The following is an 18,654-nucleotide window of genomic DNA, read 5'->3' on the forward strand; positions in this document are numbered from 1 at the left end:
TTGCGGAGATGTAGGATTTTCGCAAAGGAAATGCGAGTCTCTGTCGAATGCGCGTGGAACATTTCACGCACAAGCGGCGTAACCAATTGCATTGTAAAGGTTTATAGGAATAGATGGTTTTCTTAAAGTTGTTTCACGGAATGCAATCTAACTGATTGCTCGACAAGACTTTAGTTTGCTTCCGTGCCGCCTATGTCACACGTCTCTTTCCGCCCGTCGCCCCTGAAATTGCTGCATGCTGAGCGGCGGCGGTCAGTTTTTTGTGGGCACGCCGAGCCCAGCCCGGCAACTCAGGACAGCAACAGCGTCTCGATACCAAAAAAGTCCGGAGACTGCGAATCGAGCTCACCGTACGCTAGACTACGCAACTAACGGTGTAGCACTCATAGAACCTCTGTTTCCCAGCGAGTACGCAAAAAGCGGCCGCGCGCGAGCCGCGCGTGAGAATAGAGGCTGTTCTTGCCGCGATTCCCTTAAAGATCTGGGAGGTCACCGCTGCATCACAAGACTCGGACATTACACCCTCCCCTACTTCAGATCTTCTCGCAGTCGATTTCGAATTCCTGCTGCGGCACATTGGTTAATCAGCGCCGCCGATCCGATTTTCAGTATCGAACGTCTGCGACGCGCGTGACACGTTGCTTTAGGCCTTTTCAATTTAGCGTGACTTCCAACGCAGCATGAAAGCTATTTGTAAATATATAGGCAGCGACCTCTCATAGCGGCTCGAACCGCTATCTGCTTGCGACTTTCAGATCATCTGGGCCGGATTCTTCGCTCCAGCTTCTGCTTAAGCCGCCGAATGTTTCGGATTACTGCTTCCTGTGGGCGGAGCACCCAAGACACCGGTGCTGCGCATGCGCCGGGGCAGCCTGCGTCGGAGTATTGACATCTACCCCTCCCTAAAGGAAGGGGATTCCTACGGCGCTACGCGATAAGCAACGAGATACTCGCCGCGCCATGCCAGCTTGTAGTCGAGCTGACGGCGGAACTCGGCCCATCCCTGGTCGAGGATGGCTTTGTTCAGACCGGATCTGCCCCGGACGTTCCTGCCCGGTGCATTGCCTGAGCCCGCCGCCGACCAGGTCCAGTTGTTGCTGAACCTGACCTTGCGGCTCATCGCCTGCTGCGCCTTGCGCAGGGCAGTCTCATGCCTCCTGAAGCTGTTGAGCGGAGCGTAGAAGGTGCCATCCGAGAGGGTGGCGAAACGGGCGATGCCGACGTCGATGCCTACGGCGCTGGTTGCGTGCGGCACGGGCACGTCGACTTCACGGGCAGTCTGGATCGAGACAAACCACTTGCCTGCGCTGAGAGATACCGTGGCGTTGCGCACGTCTCCCAGCACGTCCCGGCTGTGCGGTACCGGAGCCAGCCGAGCTTGGGCAGGAAGATTCGGCTGTTGTCCTGATCGAGCTTGATCTGCTTCGGGTCCGGATAACGGAAGCTATCGCCCTGACCTTTCTTCTTGAAACGGGGGAACGCCGCGCGTTTGGCGAAGAAATTCCTGTACGCGCGCTCCATGTCTTTGAGCGCATGCTGCAGCGGATGCATCGGGGCATCCTTGAGCCAGGGCGTTTCGCGCCCGTTACGCCACGCGGTCAGATGCTTCGCCATCGGGACATAGCCGATGAACTTGCCGCCTGCCTCGTAGTTCTCCTTCTGCATCGCCAGTGCCTTGTTGAACACGAAACGGCACGCTCCGGCAAAGCGGCGCATCTGGCGCTGCTGTTCGCCGGTCGGCATCAGTTCGTATTTGAAGGCTTGAAGTCGTAGCATATGGGCATCGTATCAGCATGCGGGCCTTGTCAAGGAAGCCTTCGGCCTCCGCGCTATCCTTCCCCGCCCTGAAGGACTCAGGATTACCCACAAGTTGAATGATCATGCTGATAGCGTGAATGGCAAATGCGTCAAGTTCGCCCAGAGAGCTGGCACGCGCTTTCGGAGGCCGCAGTCGTACCGCCGCGCAACGCAACGTCAGACGCGCTGTACACTGTGGCATGCTGCCCCGGGCGGGCACCAGCAGGTCTGTATGACCAAGCGGTGCCGTGGCCTGAGCGGACTCCCACAGATATTGCGCGGGATGACGGACGCGGCGATTGCGCGCTGCCCGAATCAGCCAGTCCACCCCATCCGGACGTTCGGTCGCAAACAGTTCATACACGTCACTCTCGCGGTCGCCCACACAGACAAACCGGGTTTCGGCACAACGCGTCCTGAGCGCGGCAAGGTGCCTGATGCCATCGATCCATTTGATGCTCTCTTTCTCTGCGATCGGTCGCGCTTTGCGGTGGCGTCCCTTGCCGGCCTCTTCTTGCGCTCGCACGCAGGTCTTCATGCCCAACACGCCAAGTGGCAGACCCTCGGGCGTGACGGCCAGCAGACTGTGCATCATGAAGCCGCGCTCATTGCCGCCGGTACCATAGCCCAGTCCCTCAGTCGCGTGCAGATGCGACAGATTAAGTTCGGTCGTGTCCTGGATCGCCAGCACCACAGGTACCTGACTCATGCGATCCAGCGTTTGCGCAATGTGCAGCGCCAGAATGCCGTCGGTATCGACCTGTGTATTGTCAAAGAACCGGTACGCGGCCTTCAACTCGGCGGCCTTGAGCGACTGTGGAAACGATCCCTGCGGACTGCAGGCAAGCCGGCGCGCCAACGCAACCAGACGCTGCGCCAGACGCGCGTCGCCCAGATTCGCCTCGCCGAACTCGGTGCTTGCCCAGTCGTCCGTGTCGTTCTCGTTGACCAATCTCGAATGCCGCTGCAAACAGGATGGGCCGAAGTTGACATTGACTCCACCCGTTTACAAGCGAAAACACACACCGTCACCTACAGACTTGTGGGTAATCCTGAGCCCTGAAGGACGAGGTTTGACGCGCAAGGTGATCAAGAAGCAGGCCGCCGAAACAGCCTTGCCGCTGGTCACCGTGGTGACTACTGCTATCTGGTTCGTCGCTATTTGGGGAGTCGCTGCGGGGCGTGGCGGCTTGACTGGTTCAGACAGACTTGAGTTGGATATTCGCAGTCGTTCATTTGATTGAATGCGCGCTGTTGCTCATGAGCTGGGCACGCCTTGTCTGGCCTGTCGGCACGCACATCTGGAAGCGGATGAACGGCGACCAGGAATGCCCAGACCAAGCTCGGAGAGGTGGCTTTGCTGAGAGATCCACGATTTCCGGGACGAAGATGGGACGAGGAGCGTTTATTTCTTGCTGGCGGCAAGTCGTTCTCGTCAGCATGAAGTCGGGGACCGCAGGTCTCCAGAAGTATTGGACGCCTGTGTTTAAGGCCCTTGAGGTACTCAGGTCGCTGCCGCGCTGTTTACATGTGAGTCATCACGTGGCGCTCCGGCGACCGACTTGTCCGAGACTGCGATGCCTCCTGTGTACATATTATGGACACGGGACTCGAGCAGTTCCTCCGGTCTAATGCTGGCGGCCAGCCCACACTTTGTACACGCATTATCCGGGGCTGCGATTTGAAGTTGAAGGGAACAGGTGGCTCCGGCTGCCCAATGAGACGCGGGGATGCCACACTGAATTCGGCGGGCTACACTCCCAAAGACGGTGTCCATACTATGTACACGCCGAGCTTGTGCAGCTAATTGAAGCAATGCGTGGCGGCTGCCATGCGCCGAATCTCCATGTACATAGTATGGACACAAGAGTCCGGCGGGCGACTGCATCGTCTGTCATCGCAAGGTATGCGAGCGAATCAGGCGGGTCATGTCTACTCCGCGTCCATAGTATGTACACGACCTCGCAGATTCGGCCAGCGGTCTCAGCCTGGCAATGGCAAAAGAAAGCCCGCTCGCGGCGGGCTGTTGTTGCAGAGCGCTGAAGCTTCAGTTTGGCTGAGGATGAAACATCTGGCTCATTAGCTCGCGAATTTGCGTCTCCTGCGCTTCAGTCAGCACACCGGCCTTGATTTTCACGGTAAAGCTGTTGATATCCTTCGTGATGGAGCCTGCATGCTCTTTGCCCGCGAAAAACTTGTCGATGCTGCGCTCCCTTGCTGAGTTCGTCGTAACGCGACGTGTCGCCAGCGCCTTAATCGCAGAGGCTATCTTCCCTTGGTCCATGTTGCCTGCAACGACGAGCGGCCAGATTTCCCTCGCTGCATCGAGACCCGCCTCGCCATGTTTTCGGATAGCGGCAACGATAGAATCTGCTGCGTTGCCGCCAAGCAGGCGCGGGTGCAGGTCGAGGTCTTTCTGGATGAAGTCCGGCAGTTTCTCGAACGAGAGAAACTGGTACAGCCCCGTTCTGGACATGCCGAGCGCCTCAGCCATCCGTTTGCGGTCCGGAAATTCCTTTTCTGTCTGCCGGATAGACAAGGCGACTTCATAGTCAGACAAGTCGTCGCGACTGATATTTTCGACCAGGGCCAGCACAGCCATGTCCTCGTCGGAGCACTCCACGACCACTGCCTTGATGGTGTCGAGTCCCACCATCTTGTGCGCGCGCCACCGACGTTCGCCCGCCACAATCTGATAAATTTCCTCGGAGCGGCGGACGACGATCGGCTGCATCAGTCCGACTTCACGAATGGACTCAGCCAGTTCCGACAGCTTCGCCTCGTTGAATATTCTCCGAGGCTGCCAAGGGTTCGGCACAATGTCCGACACCAACAATTGCGACGCCGCGCCAGTTGACTCCAGTTCCTGGACCCGGAGCTGCGCTACCGCCAACGCGCCCGCGAGCCCAGGAGCCGTCTGCGTTCGGTTGCTACGTTTAACCTCATCTTCCTTGATAGAAGAAGTCGCCCGAATTCCGGCCGTCTTAGCCAGCAGCTGTTCACGCATGTTGCTCATTGCGCGTTCCTCCATTTTTCTGCATAAATTTCATCCAACCATCGGCAGTAGTCGACAAGCGGCTGCTTTACGCGTTGCAACGACTTGGCCGCGCTGTGTGTACTGCTGACGTCGAAAACAGTTGAGAACGCCAGCGCCCCTGTGCTCATTACCGAGCTGGCCGGCACTTCAATCGAATGCAGCCAATTCTCATAGGCGCTTTGTGCCCATGCGCGAACGATAGGCGCAGACGAGGTGCGGCCATAATCGACCTTCGAAAGCATCAGCGAGATAAAGTCGTATTTCTTGTCCTGCTCGTACTTGATGAAACTCTTGGACACATCCGAAAACAGTCTCCAGAACGACAGCGAACTGATGAAGTCCAGATTCTCAGGAACCATCGGCATGACCATCGCATCTGCCGCCAGCAGAGCATTCAGGTTGAGGTAAGACAGGGACGGCGACGTATCCATCAGTATGTAGTCGTAGCGCTTGCGCAGCGGCTCGAGACCTTGACGTAACACCGTCCAGAACCGAAACCCTGGCCTCATCTTCTGCATGGCAGGCAAATGGAACTCGGCACCAATCAATTCGGTGTGTGCCGGAATCACGTCGAGGCCGTCCCAGTACGTCGACTGAACCCTTTCCTCCAGGCCACCCTCGACCTCCTGGTCATATATGTACGGCAGGACGGTGTCCTCCGGCGTCACATCTTTTTCCGCGTACAAGCCGCACAATTCCGAAAGCGATGCCTGCGGGTCAAGGTCGACCACCAGTACTTTGCGGCCGCGCAACGTAAGCCCTTGGGCGAGGCACATGGTCGTGGTGGTTTTCGCCGACCCGCCCTTCAACTGGGCCGTTATGACGATTTTCCCCTCCGGCTCGCGCGTACCTGTGACGAGAGGGGTTTGATAAATGTCAGATACTTTCTGGACCCAGATGCGCGCATCTTCCAGCGTGAAGGTGCGAGTACGGCCGGTCCCCGCGGCGGTTCCCGACGGCAACTCACCGTCGCTCTTGGTGGCGAGGTATTGCACCTGAGAGTGAGAAATGTTGCACATCTCCGCAATCTCCCCTGTCTTGAATACAGGCGGCGCCTTCCGTGGCCGGGGTGCAAGAATGGTGTCACGAAGCTCATCCGTGAAAATTGAGACCTTTTCAGCAAACTGGCTAATTTGCTCAAGAGGAACAGTTCGGTCTACAGCAGGAAGTTGGCTAGTTTTCACCATTCTGAGGTTTTTCCTGAAAATTCGACAAACCTCAGAATACAGGAAACACTTGAAAATAGCTCGATAAATTGCTGTTTATTATAGGAAGTTTTTGCGAAAACGACCCGTCGCTCGTCCGAAATCTCACAAGTCCAGGCAATGCGTCTAGCCGGCAGAACCGCCAAGGTGAGGTCGCTTGTGCTGTTTCTGAGTCAGATGTCGCGGTGTAAACGGGGAAGTGCACAAAAAGAAGGCAAGAGGTGAGGTCAGTTGTGCTGTAAATGCGTCTGCGACGTCCGCCCTCGTTGAAACTGCACAATGAACCTCACCTTCACTCGCAATCTACAGGCTTAGAGGGGCCATGAAGGGACGCGGACGAATCCCCAAGACCAAATCAGCACAATGGATCTCACCTTCAATTGGAGATTCCGGACGTCAAAAACGTCTTTCTGTGAAAAGGGACATGAGCACGGACCGACGCTACTGCGCTGCACAATCAGCCTTTCCATGATTCCAACACAATGAACCTCACCATGTGACCGCAGCGCTTATTTTGCACAATCAACCTCACCATGGTGGTATCCCAGAAACTTACTCCCTGGTGGCCGTTGGTCTGTTTTTTAAAAAGATGAAACATACCAACCTACCAACAGACGGCCACAACATCTTTAATGTTCAACAACTTAACCTGAGCAAGGTGAGGTCCATTGTGCCAAAGGTGAGGTTTGCTGTGCACGAGGGTGAGTTTCCTTGTGTGGGGAAGGTGAGGTCCGTTCTACACAAAGGTGAGGTCTGATGTGCGCAAAAAGCCGGATCATACTGAAGTGAGGTTAGTTGTGCCGCGCGCAGCGGGCGCGGCTGCCAGCCCCAACCGATAAGGGTTCGACGGGGAAAGCCGGTTCATCGTGGTGAGGTTCATTGTGCGATGGTGAGGTTCGTTGTGCAGGAAAGGGGAGGATACGTCGCTAGTAGCCTCTGTTGTCCGCTGAAGGTGAGGTTGTGTGTGTTGACAGCTCACTCACGCATGCCTACATTCCCGAAAGCGAAAATGAAGAACGGACGAAAACATGGCGGAGGACAATTCGGAAGACGGCAAGTCGAGAGTGACACCTCGCCAGATGGCGCTCGCGTTGTTCGAGGACATGTTCGACCTTGGCATCCCCATCACCGAAGCCAATCGTGAAATCGGTTACCAGCGCAACAACTTCTTCACCCAAATCGTCAACATGGGGTTGCCGGCGCGGCGCTTTCTTGACGCCGCGTATTTCATCGTCGCACAAGAGCAGGAAGCACGAGACCAGTACGACGTCGAGTTGAACTACTTCAAGTGGCTGATGCGTTATGACAGCCGCAACCTCAAGCACTTGCGCACTATCGCAGAAGAAGCCCAGGACGCGAAAATCCAGGTCACCGACACACCGCTCGACCGGAACCCCAATGAAGACGACCTATGGGTCTCAGTCCAGCTGATGGGGATGGTGGGCTTTCACAGAGGCCGCATTCGATTCGACGTGCATCCTCGCCTGGTGCCGCACATCCGTGACCCAAAGAAGTCCCACTGGCTGAGCCTGCGCATCTCGACCGCATTTACGCGCAGCCTGGCGCGCGCGATATATGACCAGGTACTACCGAATGTCCCGGATGGCCGAACCGAATGGATACGGCTTGAAGACATGCGAAACTGGCCCGGCAGGATGGGGGCGAACGCGGCCATCTTCAAATACTTCAAGCGCGACTGGCTTGAACCCGCCGTGCGCGAAATCAATGAGGTGTCGGACATCGAGTTGTCGTATGAGACCAGGACCGAGTCCAGCACGTCGAAAAAAATCGACCGTATAAGGTTCCTGCTCAAGCGCAAAGATACCGCCGACGCCGCCTTGGCCAGCCTCGCCGACGCCAGCCATCTGTACAAGATTCTCAAGGACGAATTCAACCTGTCGACCAAGCAATTCAGCGACATTTCCGAGAACCGCGAGGTCTGGACCGATGCACACATCCTGCAGGCTGTCGAATACACGCGATTCAAGCTCAATCGTGGACAGGTGAAAAAGAGTCCCGCTGGGTACCTGATGCGCGCCCTGCGCGATAACTGGAAGATGTCTGAAGCCGAGCGGAAGATGGTCGAGGTTCAGGCGAAGTTGATTACCGAAGAGACGGAAGCGAAGGTCGCACAATTCGAGACGCAGAATTCTGTTGCGCGCAGTATGGCCTCGCGCGATGAAGAAGTCCGTGCGCGCCTGAACGAAGAGTCGCGTAGGGGCCGCGAGCACTTCAGCGCGGCTGACGCCAAAACCCGCAAAGAGCTGGTCCGCCTGTGGGTTGCGTCGAGAGAAGGCAAGCTCATGCTGCGACGGATGAAGTTCGAGGCCTCGACTGTGACAGAGGAGGAAATCCTCGCGAATTCGGAACTGGTTTGGTACCTGGGACAATTTGTGTTCGGACGCGTGAATTCGGCCCGGGCAATTGCCTGAGCTGTAGGCACGAGTACCGGTCAGCGACTCTTCGTGTCGATCTGCTATCTCCAAGGAATCCCGCGTGAATCGGTACCGGCCGGAAGCCATGAAACAGGGCCGGGAAAATCTGCAACGCAATGCATCGCGATGATGCAAACGTGAGTTGTGCATGAATCGGAAGACTGACGAGTGGGAGCCGCACATGAGTGCGACCGACTACGCTGTCGTGAAGGTGACGGGTCCGATCCTGTCTACTGACGCGGCGTTGTGGTCTTCCGGCTATGCCCCCGGCCGCTGCGCATACGTGTTCTGTGCAAGACGGCTTGCGAGCAGTCAGGCGCTGCTAGCCTGATTGAAAGCAATTTGCCGCAGCCTTTTGAGTCCGGAAAGCCACGATTCCGCTGGCAGTGGCGTGTCAGGTGATTGACACGGCGGCCGGTGAATTTTTCTTCATGCCGTCGTCGACCACGACATGTATCCGCAGGTGTTTGCCATGGGAACGCGGATGGTGAAGTGGCTGCATCAGCTCTGGAATGGCCCCAAAGGCGTAGAGCCTTACGGTACGGCGACTGTAGGCTCGTCCGAGGCCTGCATGCTGGCCGGTCTCGCACACAAGTGGAACTGGCGGCAGAAGCGGGAAAGTAAGGGAAGCATGCGACGAGGCCCAACATGGTCACGGGCGGAAACGTCCAGATCGTGTGGAAGAAAATCCTGCGCTATTTTGATGTCGAGCCGCGCATCGTACCGCTCAGCCCGGGAAACGATCGGCTAACCGCCGAAAGCCTCGACAAGTACGTCGATCAAAACACGATCGCCGTCGTGGCGATTGCCAGGCAGACCTTCACCGGCGAGGACGATGACATCCAGGGTATTCATGACTGGCTCGACGCGTACGAGCAGAAAACCGGCGTGTCGATTCCAATGCATATTGACGGTGCATCGGGCGGCTTTGTCAACCCGTTCCTGTATCCCGACTACAAGTGGGACTTCCGGTTGCCGCGCGTGCAGTCGATTAATGCGTCGGGGCACAAGTATGGCCTCGTGCCGCCGGGCCCTGGGTGGATCGTGTTCCGCGAGCGCAAGGTGTTCAACGAGGACCTTGTTTTCTACGTCAATTATCAGGGCGGCGAAATGCCGACCGCGACACTGAACTTCAGTCGCGACGCCTTTCAGATCGCGGTGCAGTACTTCATGTTTCTCCGGCTCGGCTTTGAAGGCTACAGGAGGGTCATGCAACAGACGCTGGACAACGCAATCGCGTTACGTGGAATTCTGGTCAACAGCGGGTACTTCACCGTCATGAATGAAGCTCAGCGCATACCCGTAGTAGCGGTTACGCTCGACAAGAAGATCACCAAGTTCAACGAGTTCGATGTGTCCAACAAGGTGCGCGAGAAAGGCTGGGTGCTGGCGGCTTACACCATGCCGCCGAACGAGGAGGAGGTAACGAGCCTGCGGGTCGTCGTCCGGCCGCACGTCAATCGCAACGTGGCGGAACTGTTGGCCGGCGACATCGTTAGTGCCTGCAGATTCCCCGACTACCTGTCAGGTCCGGTCCAGGCTAATACATTTTACAGGCCGAAATCGGCGAGGTTCAGGCCACCAGACGGGGTATACAGGTCCATCCAGTCAAAGTGTCCCGGACTCTCCGACCACGCCCAATTGGACGTTTTGCGCAGTGCGGCCTGACTGCCTTCAGGTTGACCGCTTTTCTCTTCAGCGGCAGTTGCCGGGACGCGAGGTCCAGCGTGACTGCCTGCGTTTCCCTCGACTTCGTTTCGTTTGTAATGCGACATTTCGTTGTTTCCTGATTAAAAATTCATTGCTCAAGTCTGCTCGCCGCGCGGCGCGCGGCCGCCGGTTTTGTAGAGGCGGATGGCACGTGCCATTCATGTCTCCAGTCACGCATCCGAGCCTCGAGGCCCGCTGGTTTTACCGTGCGCTTTGACAGGCTCCATGAGCATCGCGTCGAATGCCGCGGCGATCTCGAGCCAGTCTTCGTCGCGCAGATGTCGCCGCGCAGCCGGCAGTACCACGCCTTCCTCGCGTCCCATATGTTCCCAGGTGAATTGCGCATAGGCTTTCACCGCCTGCTCGATGCGCCCGGTTGAGGAGCCCGCTTCCATTTCCCGTTCGATCATCCCGGCCACTTCGTCGAGCAACTGTTCGTGGCACTGGCGTTGTTGATCGAGTTCGTCGAGTTCCGCGTCCACTGCGGAAGTGCGTTCTCGCAACCGTGGATACAGCCATTCGTCTTTTTTCGGTCGACGCCGGTGTGCCTGAAGATCGCGCAGGCGGCAAATGGCCTCCCGCATCGGCGCCTGCTCGGGCGAGATCCCGCGTGTTTGCGCAGTGCGTAACATGCTCAACCATGCGTGAAGTTCGTCGGCAATGGCCCGATGCTCGTCCAGAAGAATGCCCATCGCTCGTGAAGGCGTGGGACGCCTGTCGATTGGGCAAATCAATATTGCCGCCTCAACGCCGTCGAAGACGTCGCGCTCCCGCGCACCCGGTTCAACGGGGTCGACCGGTTGCTTACGCGGGGCCATGCAGATCAGGTCACAGCCATGTTCGCGTGCAGCCGCAACGATGGGCTGCAAGGACGCTTCGTCACCTGCGGCGGACGACGAGCAGGGCACACCTTGCGCGCGGGCGGCTGCCTCGGCTCTGGCCAGCAGTTCCCAGTTGCGATCCTCCCTCTTACCGGCGTCCGACATGGGATGCCTCGGCGCCTGCGGATCAGCGTTCTCGCTTCGGTGCAGTGCAGTATCTTCGCGCGGCACGGCCAGGAACGTGATGCGCGCGCCTATCGATCGCGCGAACTCGACCGCTTGGCCGATCGCTTCGATGCAGGCATCGGTGCCGTCCACGGGAACGAGAAAGTGACGATACATGGGATTCCTTTGCTGCTTTCAACGTCCGCGTGGCCGGCCTGGCCAGTCTTGACGTCAAGCGTCTTTGCTGGGGCCAGCGCAAGCCCGTCATTAGCGTGAACAGGCCCTGGGGTCGGACGGCTGTTGAAACGGATCATAGAGCGGCGGTGCCTCGCGCACCCCTCCCGCGAAGGGAGGGGGTTGACGCACGCGGGTGATACGCTCCATTCTTGTACGCAAATCCGCTTCGGAAGAAAGCCTGCATCGGGCATTCCGTGGCCCCGACAGGCCTCGCCAAATGGCATCAACCCATACCGACGCCGACAGCGTTCCTACTGAACTCGTCCTCAAAACCATTGCGCCGCGCACGCCCCAGCATTTGTTGGCGCGTCCGCGATTGAGCGCGAGCGAGCCCAATTTCCTCAATCATCCCGTTGCGCTCGTGCAGGCGCCGGCGGGCTACGGCAAGACCTCGCTGCTCGCGCAGTGGCGGCGTGAATACCTGGCGCGTGGCGTCGCGGTTGCGTTTTTGTCGGTGGATGAACGGGACGATCCCCAGCGGCTGCTGCTCGGCCTTGTCCATGCAATGAGGGCAGGCTGCGCCCGCCCTGCCTTTGGACGATTGCTGCTTGATGGCGCCATGGGCTCGGTTGGCCCGCTCGACGGGACGACCGCCTGGCTGGCGGAAGTCGCGCAGTTTTCACGGGACGTACTGTTGATCGTCGACGAAGCGGAGCGCCTGCCCCCTGCGGGTATCGATGCGCTTACGTATGTCCTGCATAACGCACCGCAGAATCTGCGCGTGGTGGTAGGCGCCCGGCGTGGCCTCGATACCGCCGCGGCGGATCTGCTCGCGTACGGTCAATGCATCCTGGTCGGGCCGGAGATGCTGCGCTTTCGCCTCGATGAGACGATCGCGCTCATCACCAACCGCTTCGGGCCACGCTTTGATCCCGATGCTTGCGCCCATCTGTTCGAACTGACCGACGGCTGGCCGCTGGGGTTGCAGCTCGCGATCTCGGCGATGACGCGCGCGGCGGATCCTCGACAGGTCGTCGAGACGATGGCGGCCAATCAGGGGGGCTTGCGTGAGCACCTGGTCGCAGCCCTGATCGCGAATCTTTCGTCGGACGATAGCGCCTTCCTGACGCACGTCAGCATAGTGGACATGCTGCACCCGGAGCTTTGCCTTGCGCTGACCGGCGACCCGGAGTCACCGGCGCGTCTCGCGCGCCTCGTGCGCGACACGCCGGTGTTCATTACCTCCGAGGACGGTGTCTGGTGCCGCTTGCACACGCTCGTGCGCGACGTCCTGCAAGCCCGCCTGGCGCTGCTGCCGGCGGCTGAACCGGCCGGGTTGCACGCCCGCGCAGCGGCCTGGCTGACCGCGCAGGGCATGATCGAGGAGGCCGCGCGCCATGCGCATGCCGCGGGCCAGCGTCAACTCGCCTACGAACTCGCCGAGCGGTGCCTGCATGACGCAGTCAAGCAGGGGCGTATTGGCGCGGTGCTCGACTGGCTTGACCTGCTTCCCGAGCGCGAACTGGAGCAGCGTCCGCGTCTGCGGCTTGCCGCTGCCTGGGCACTGGCGCTCGGCGAGCGTCACAAGGAAGCAGAACTCCAGATCGAGCGCATCCTGGCGAGTCCTGAGGCCGGCGCCGAACTACGTTACGAATGTGCACTCATCCTTAGCGCCGCTGCCTACTACGCCGATGAGATCGACAGGTTCGTTGCGCTGTTCGCCCCTTGGGCGGAGTCGCCCCCAAGCGGCAAATCCTGGCTCACGCAGGTTCATGCCAACCGGCTCGCGGCCCGCGCGATCGCGCTTGGCGAGCCAGCGCAGGCACGGCGCTTCCTGCAATCCGTGCCGCGTGGCGAGGTCGGCAAGGGCTTCGGCTACGTGACGCGCTGGGGCGATCATATCCTCGGCTTGAGTTACATGTGGGAAGGTCAACTGGGGCTGGCCGAAGAAGCGTTGCGGCCCGCGCTGGCAAGTGCGGAGTCCGACCTTGGCCGGCGCCATCCGCTCACCTGCATGTTTGCGGCGATTTGTGCCGCGCTGAGCTATGAAGCCGATCGAGTCGACGAAGCGACGGCCTTGCTGGCAAACCGGCTGGACGTCCTGGAGCGTGGCGGCACGCCGGACATGGTGTTGCTCGCCTACTGCACGGCGGCGCGGATTGCCGCGATCAAGGGGGGCGAGCACCGGGCCCTGGATCTGCTTGAAGCGATGTACGCGATGGGAGTCAGCCGACGCCTTCCGCGCCTTTGTATCGCGAGCATTGCTGAACAGGTTCGTATTCACGCGGGCCGTTACCGTGCGCAGACGTGCGCCGCGCTGACCCGACGCATCGACGAGATCGTGGAGTGTGAAGCGGTTCACCACGGGGCGCTGTGGCGGCAGTCTGTGGGACTGCTAACAGGGTTGGCGCACGCGGGCGAAGCTATTGCCGCGCGGCGCTACCAGCAGGCTGCCGACAGGCTCGCGGAGGCCGCGAAAGTGGCTGAGGCGATGAAAATGGGCCGCTACCGGATCGAGATCATGGCGCTACGCGCATTCGCGCTGGAGCAGACAGGCGGCGAAGGACGCGCTTTGCTGAACGAGGCGATGAATCTCGCGGAGACCTTCCATCTGACACGCACACTGGCCGACGCCCATCCCGCCCTCGCGGATTGGGCAAGGCGAGTGAGCGAAGAGCGGGCCGACGCGGGGGAGTCTACTCACGCGATTGCAGCGCCACGCGTTGCGCTGCCGCCGGCACGCGGGCCATCAAACGGACCGCGGGCAGTGCCAAGTGTCGTCCTGACGCCCAAAGAACGGGAAATCCTCGAGCTGCTTGCACGAAATCTGTCGAACAAGGAGATCGCTGTCGCAGCGACGGTTGGCGAAGGAACCGTCAAGTGGCACCTGAAAAACCTCTTCGGCAAACTCGACGCCAGCTCTCGCAAGCACGCGGTGCGCCGGGCGCTCGTGCTGGGTCTGCTGGAAGGCGCCTGAGAGCGGTCGGGTAGCCCGGATCTTTCACAATTGCGGTGTCTACGTGTTTTCCATGCCCCTCCCGCCGTGGGAGGGGTCCCGCCGACACCCTTTACGTAATCTTGCCTGCATGACGCGACGCCGTGCCGCGACGACTTTCGTGCAGGAGTGTCTTTCCGCGCAAGAGATCGACAGGTTCGACACCGTGATTGTCCCGGCGCCGCCGGCCTGCACTTGTCCGATACCCGAACTGATTCGTGCCGGACCGCAGGGCTGCCGCGCTTACGCAAACCCGTCTTCGCCACCGACGGCGCTTTGCCCTTCGTTGCGTTCCCGGCGAGCCCGCAACACGCAGCTCATCATCGTTGCGATGATGGGGGCATCCGGCATCCGTCTCACTCTCGATGCGGCGAACCGATGACCGTCATCGGATTGTTCGACTGCCGGGACAAGTCGTATCCGGCCATCCTGCAACCCGACGGCAGCATGGCCGAGTTTCCGCCATGGACGAAGTAGGCGGTGCGGTGTGTGTGTGGCAGCGAGGCATTCGAAGTGGGACGAGCGGTCCTTGCTGCCAATCGTGAGGATCATTACAGGAACGACTACCTGGCGGCTTGACGCAAGACAGGGGATTACCACAACCGTTTTCTTCATCAATAAAGGATAAACCCGGCTCACCGGGTAATCCCATGTTCGGAGGCCACAATGAAGTTGAAGTTGAGCAGCGCAGCAGCGCTCGCATTATTCGCGAGCGCCGTGCATGCCCAGTCGTCGGTGACGCTCTACGGCACGATCGATACCGGACTGCTTTACCAAAGCACGTCCGCCAGCACCTTCCTGCCGAAGGCGCCCAACACGGGTTCCGTGTTTGCACTGAAGGATGGCGGCATCTATGCCAGCAACTGGGGACTCAAAGGAACCGAGGATATCGGAGGCGGTTACAAGGTCAATTTCAAGCTGCAGGGCGTGTTCAACAGCACCAACGGGAAGTTCGGCCTGTCCGACACGCCGGGCGTCACGGCGATGTTCAACCAGTATGCCGCCGTGGGCGTGTCGGGACCATTCGGTACCGTCGATGCCGGCCGGCAGATCGTACCGATGATTTACGCGATGGCGGACACCGATGTCCGTTCCGCGCAATATTTCGGCAGTATCCTGACGGCGTGGCTGGGCATCAACCAGGCTGCGGGCTGGCCGGGCACCAGTACGAATGCGCCGATTGGCGCGCTGTACGACAGCAACGCGCTGGTTTATCAGTCGCCTAAATTTTACGGTGCGTCGCTCGCGCTCGAGTACGCGCCAGGCGGAGTCGGTGGCCAGATTCAGGGTGGCACACGAGAGTCGGCGGTGCTCAAGTATTCGAACTACGGCCTGAATCTGGCCGCTGTGTATTACAACGGGCACGACACCAATCCATTCCCACTGACTTATCCGACGGCGGGGGCCGCGCCGGCAACGGGCCTCAACAATAATCGCTTTTACTATCTGGGCGCGCTCTATACGATTGGAGGCTTTTCCGTCTCCGCTTCATACGGCCTTGGCAGAAATCCGGCGAACACAAATCACGTCGACTTTGAAATGCTGTCGGGCGGCCTCGGATACAAGTTCTCCTCGGTCTTCAAGGTCACATCCGGCTTCTACTACCTGAAGGACCGGAACAATTCGGCCAATCACTCCAGTGAAGTCGCGCTCGGTGCTGAATACAGCCTGTCGAAGACAACCCTCACGTATGCGCAGGTCGGGTATGTGGACAACCGGGGCACCATGAACCAGACCATCATCTATGGGTCACCTGTCGCCCCGGGCGTATCAACCACCGCAGTGATGGTCGGCATCCGTCATAGCTTCTGATTCTGTTATTCACGTCAACAAGAGGAGAGGTTCAGTGAAGAAAATTAAAGGACTCGGGGTGAGTGTCGGCGCATTCGTCGTCGCAGTTTCCGCAAACGCATGGGCCCAGAATGGCGCGGCATCCAGTGTGCCGGCCAGCGCTTCAGGCGCATCCGCAATGGTTGCGTCGGGTGCGGCGACGCCGGAAACGGGCAGAAAGGCGAATCGCGCGCTGCGCCGGAGGGTGTACGCCGCCATCTCGCAGCACAGGGAGATCAGCGCGGGCAATATTAGCGTCGTCGCGCGCGACGGCGCAGTGACGCTGAACGGAACGGTAACGGACGCGACACAGATCGACAAGGTCGCGGAGATCACGAAAGGTGTCCCAGGGGTGACGTCCGTAACCAATAAGCTGAGCGTCCAAAGGCGACCTTTTGGAAGTCAGTAGGATCGCGCCGCCAGTACCTCAGGCCGGCGGCGGCCGGATATCCGCCGCGCGGATTCCATGGGGACGCGGTGCCAGCTGATTGATCCCCGTCAGCCTGTCCTGGCCTGATGGACCTGCGGACATCGAGCCATCGGCCCTCCAGGCCACGTTTCTGTCATTATTCTTTCCGGTAGTTCACTGGGCTTCCATCCGGGAACCCGGTTAGTCGCCGGCCACCGCGCGCAAAGATTCAACCGCGCGCCTCGTGGTTTCCGCGAAAAGCCACCAACGCAGCGATCATGAAGGCCGCGTAGCCACCCACTGTGACCCGACCATAGCGTTCGACGCAAGTCATGTCGCCCGACTCGAGATCACCGCACGCTCGCAGTACGCTGCACGACGGGCAATCATGGCGGGGCGATCGACGCTGCGTTCTGGACGCAAGCGGCGCTGTGCTGATTTCATGGCCTGCGTTTAGCTCAATGGCATCGATTACCATGGCGTCCGTGAAGAGCAGGTCGCACGAGCCATCGGTTGACCGAAGCGTGCCTTGCGAGTTCGATGCCACAGGACAAAGCGACAGAAATGAACAGAGAACTGGACCTGAAGAAGAGCAAGAACACGGCACTCCTTCTGCTGTTGATCGTGACCTGCGTTTTCGTGACAACGGCGCTTCTTCCGCGCGGTTTCTGGGTAGACGGCATCAAGGCGGTATCAGAAGCAGCAATGGTTGGCGCACTCGCCGACTGGTTTGCAGTCGTAGCGCTGTTCAGGCGGGTTCCCATTCCTTTTGTCTCCAGGCACACGGAAATCATCTCCAGGAACAAGGAAAAGATCGCCGACAACCTGGCAAGCTTCGTTCAGGAGAAGTTTCTCGATGTCCCGTCTATTGTCGGACTGATCAGAAAGCACGATCCGGCGCAGAGGATAAGCGAATGGTTGACCGCGCCTGCCAATACCGATCTGCTGGGCAGCTACCTGATGAAGCTGCTGGGCGGCATTCTGGATCTGGCGGACGACGTCCGTCTCCAGGCTTTCATCAAGGAAGGCTTCCACACTGTCATTGACAAGGTCGATTTGTCGAAGTCGATGGGCGCCATTCTGGATACGTTGACGAAGGACGGTCGACATCAGGCGTTGCTGGACGAAGGGATCGCGAAGTCTGTTGCGCTCCTGCGCGAACCGGGCACGCGTAGCTTCATTGCGGCGCGTATCGTCGATTGGCTCAAAAGCGAATACCCGACGATGGAAAAATTCCTGCCCACCGACTGGGTTGGCGAAAACGGGGCGGTGATGATTGCCAATGCCGTCGACACGGTGCTCATCCAGATAAGCGAAGACCCCGATCATCACCTTCGCAAGAGCTTTGATGAGGTGGTGGGGCGCCTGATCGTCCGTCTCAAGACCGATCGGGTCTTTCTGGAGAAAGGCGAGGAACTCAAGCGTTACCTGAAGGACGGCGAAACGCTCAATCTGTACATCAAGGACCTGTGGGGGCAATTGCGCGCCTGGCTCAAGCAGGACCTGGCCCGCAGGGATTCGACGATGCACGCGAAAACCGTGGCGATGGGCAAGTGGGTAGGAGACACACTGGCGCAGAACGTTCAATTGCGCCAGTCGCTAAACGAGCACATGGAGGACGCGGCGCGGGCGATGGCCCCAGACTTTGCACAGTTCCTCACGCGGCACATCAGCGACACGGTAAAAAACTGGGATTCCCGCGAAATGTCCCGGCAGATCGAGCTGAATATCGGCAAGGACCTGCAGTACATCCGCATCAACGGGACCATGGTGGGTGGTTTCATCGGATTCGCGCTGTATGGGAGTTCGTACCTGATCAATATGCTGCGAGCCTATGTGGTGTAATGCAGCAGGGGGCAATCATGGCTGGCGGTCTCCGGCAACGCGTGGGGCTCAGGCGGCGCCGCCGTTGGGTAAAACGATCTGACCCGCCGGACAGTGATTGTCGGACGCAAGGTAGACAGCAACCGAAGCGTATTGCTCCATCTGGTGGCAGCCGTATAACAGGTCACATTGCCGGTCAATCACCTTCAGCGCGGCGCGCTCGTTCCGTGGCCGGGCTGGTCGTTCGGA

Annotated in this window: 10 protein-coding genes and 3 pseudogenes; 8 read left to right on the forward strand and 5 right to left on the reverse strand. The window is 59.3% G+C overall.

Annotated features, from left to right (window positions below; translation table 11 throughout):
• Nucleotides 1–937: 937 nt before the first annotated feature.
• A pseudogene (locus tag P3T23_RS33370) lies at nt 938–1,776 on the reverse strand (RNA-guided endonuclease InsQ/TnpB family protein); the annotation flags it as partial.
• Nucleotides 1,777–1,948: 172 nt separating this feature from the next.
• Nucleotides 1,949–2,767, reverse strand: a pseudogene (locus tag P3T23_RS33375) (IS4 family transposase); the annotation flags it as partial.
• Nucleotides 2,768–2,870: 103 nt separating this feature from the next.
• On the opposite strand from P3T23_RS33375, the gene P3T23_RS33380 reads away from it, so the two are divergent.
• Nucleotides 2,871–3,041, forward strand: coding sequence for a hypothetical protein (locus P3T23_RS33380; RefSeq protein WP_429320333.1), 171 nt, complete (start codon nt 2,871–2,873; stop codon nt 3,039–3,041).
• Nucleotides 3,042–3,844: 803 nt separating this feature from the next.
• Here P3T23_RS33380 and P3T23_RS33385 read toward each other — a convergent pair.
• Nucleotides 3,845–4,813, reverse strand: a complete 969-nt coding sequence (locus tag P3T23_RS33385) for a ParB/RepB/Spo0J family partition protein (RefSeq protein ID WP_429320334.1) — start codon at nt 4,811–4,813, stop codon at nt 3,845–3,847.
• Nucleotides 4,810–6,021, reverse strand: coding sequence for a ParA family protein (locus P3T23_RS33390; protein ID WP_429320335.1), 1,212 nt, complete (start codon nt 6,019–6,021; stop codon nt 4,810–4,812). Before P3T23_RS33390 ends, P3T23_RS33385 begins: the two co-directional genes overlap by 4 nt.
• 1,046 nt (nt 6,022–7,067) lie before the next feature.
• Between P3T23_RS33390 and P3T23_RS33395 the strand changes: the two genes are divergently transcribed.
• The 3 genes and pseudogenes from P3T23_RS33395 to P3T23_RS33405 all read left to right on the forward strand — a co-directional run.
• Nucleotides 7,068–8,471 (forward strand): RepB family plasmid replication initiator protein, encoded by a 1,404-nt coding sequence (locus tag P3T23_RS33395; protein ID WP_429320336.1) that lies wholly within the window; start codon nt 7,068–7,070, stop codon nt 8,469–8,471.
• A 151-nt stretch (nt 8,472–8,622) separates the two neighbouring features.
• Nucleotides 8,623–8,805, forward strand: a complete 183-nt coding sequence (locus P3T23_RS33400) for a hypothetical protein (protein ID WP_429320337.1) — start codon at nt 8,623–8,625, stop codon at nt 8,803–8,805.
• Between the two features lie 108 nt (nt 8,806–8,913).
• Nucleotides 8,914–10,004: pseudogene (locus tag P3T23_RS33405) on the forward strand (glutamate decarboxylase); the annotation flags it as partial.
• Between the two features lie 350 nt (nt 10,005–10,354).
• Here P3T23_RS33405 and P3T23_RS33410 read toward each other — a convergent pair.
• Nucleotides 10,355–11,347 carry a universal stress protein gene (locus P3T23_RS33410; protein WP_429320338.1) on the reverse strand — a complete coding sequence of 331 codons (993 nt, stop codon included), beginning with the start codon at nt 11,345–11,347 and terminating at the stop codon, nt 10,355–10,357.
• Nucleotides 11,348–11,624: 277 nt separating this feature from the next.
• On the opposite strand from P3T23_RS33410, the gene P3T23_RS33415 reads away from it, so the two are divergent.
• From P3T23_RS33415 to P3T23_RS33430, 4 genes are all read left to right on the forward strand, one after another.
• Nucleotides 11,625–14,324 (forward strand): LuxR C-terminal-related transcriptional regulator, encoded by a 2,700-nt coding sequence (locus P3T23_RS33415; RefSeq protein WP_429320339.1) that lies wholly within the window; start codon nt 11,625–11,627, stop codon nt 14,322–14,324.
• 684 nt (nt 14,325–15,008) lie between these two features.
• Complete coding sequence (locus P3T23_RS33420) at nt 15,009–16,154, forward strand: porin (protein ID WP_429320340.1); 1,146 nt, start codon at nt 15,009–15,011, stop codon at nt 16,152–16,154.
• Between the two features lie 34 nt (nt 16,155–16,188).
• The gene (locus tag P3T23_RS33425; RefSeq protein ID WP_429320341.1) at nt 16,189–16,581 is read left to right on the forward strand and encodes a BON domain-containing protein; all 393 of its coding nucleotides are present in this window, start codon (nt 16,189–16,191) and stop codon (nt 16,579–16,581) included.
• Between the two features lie 564 nt (nt 16,582–17,145).
• Complete coding sequence (locus tag P3T23_RS33430; protein ID WP_429320342.1) at nt 17,146–18,426, forward strand: DUF445 domain-containing protein; 1,281 nt, start codon at nt 17,146–17,148, stop codon at nt 18,424–18,426.
• Nucleotides 18,427–18,654: the final 228 nt, after the last annotated feature.

It is taken from the genome of Paraburkholderia sp. GAS448 (assembly GCF_050435685.1).
GTDB lineage: Bacteria > Pseudomonadota > Gammaproteobacteria > Burkholderiales > Burkholderiaceae > Paraburkholderia.

Bases quoted from the DNA above. Each gene is read 5' to 3' on its own strand.
- P3T23_RS33400 (WP_429320337.1), top strand. From the start codon at position 8,623: ATGAATCGGAAGACTGACGAGTGGGAGCCGCACATGAGTGCGACCGAC.
- P3T23_RS33415 (WP_429320339.1), top strand. From the start codon at position 11,625: ATGGCATCAACCCATACCGACGCCGACAGCGTTCCTACTGAACTCGTC.
- P3T23_RS33420 (WP_429320340.1), top strand. From the start codon at position 15,009: ATGAAGTTGAAGTTGAGCAGCGCAGCAGCGCTCGCATTATTCGCGAGC.
- P3T23_RS33395 (WP_429320336.1), top strand. From the start codon at position 7,068: ATGGCGGAGGACAATTCGGAAGACGGCAAGTCGAGAGTGACACCTCGC.
- P3T23_RS33430 (WP_429320342.1), top strand. From the start codon at position 17,146: ATGAACAGAGAACTGGACCTGAAGAAGAGCAAGAACACGGCACTCCTT.
- P3T23_RS33385 (WP_429320334.1), bottom strand. From the start codon at position 4,813: ATGAGCAACATGCGTGAACAGCTGCTGGCTAAGACGGCCGGAATTCGG.
- P3T23_RS33410 (WP_429320338.1), bottom strand. From the start codon at position 11,347: ATGTATCGTCACTTTCTCGTTCCCGTGGACGGCACCGATGCCTGCATC.
- P3T23_RS33390 (WP_429320335.1), bottom strand. From the start codon at position 6,021: ATGGTGAAAACTAGCCAACTTCCTGCTGTAGACCGAACTGTTCCTCTT.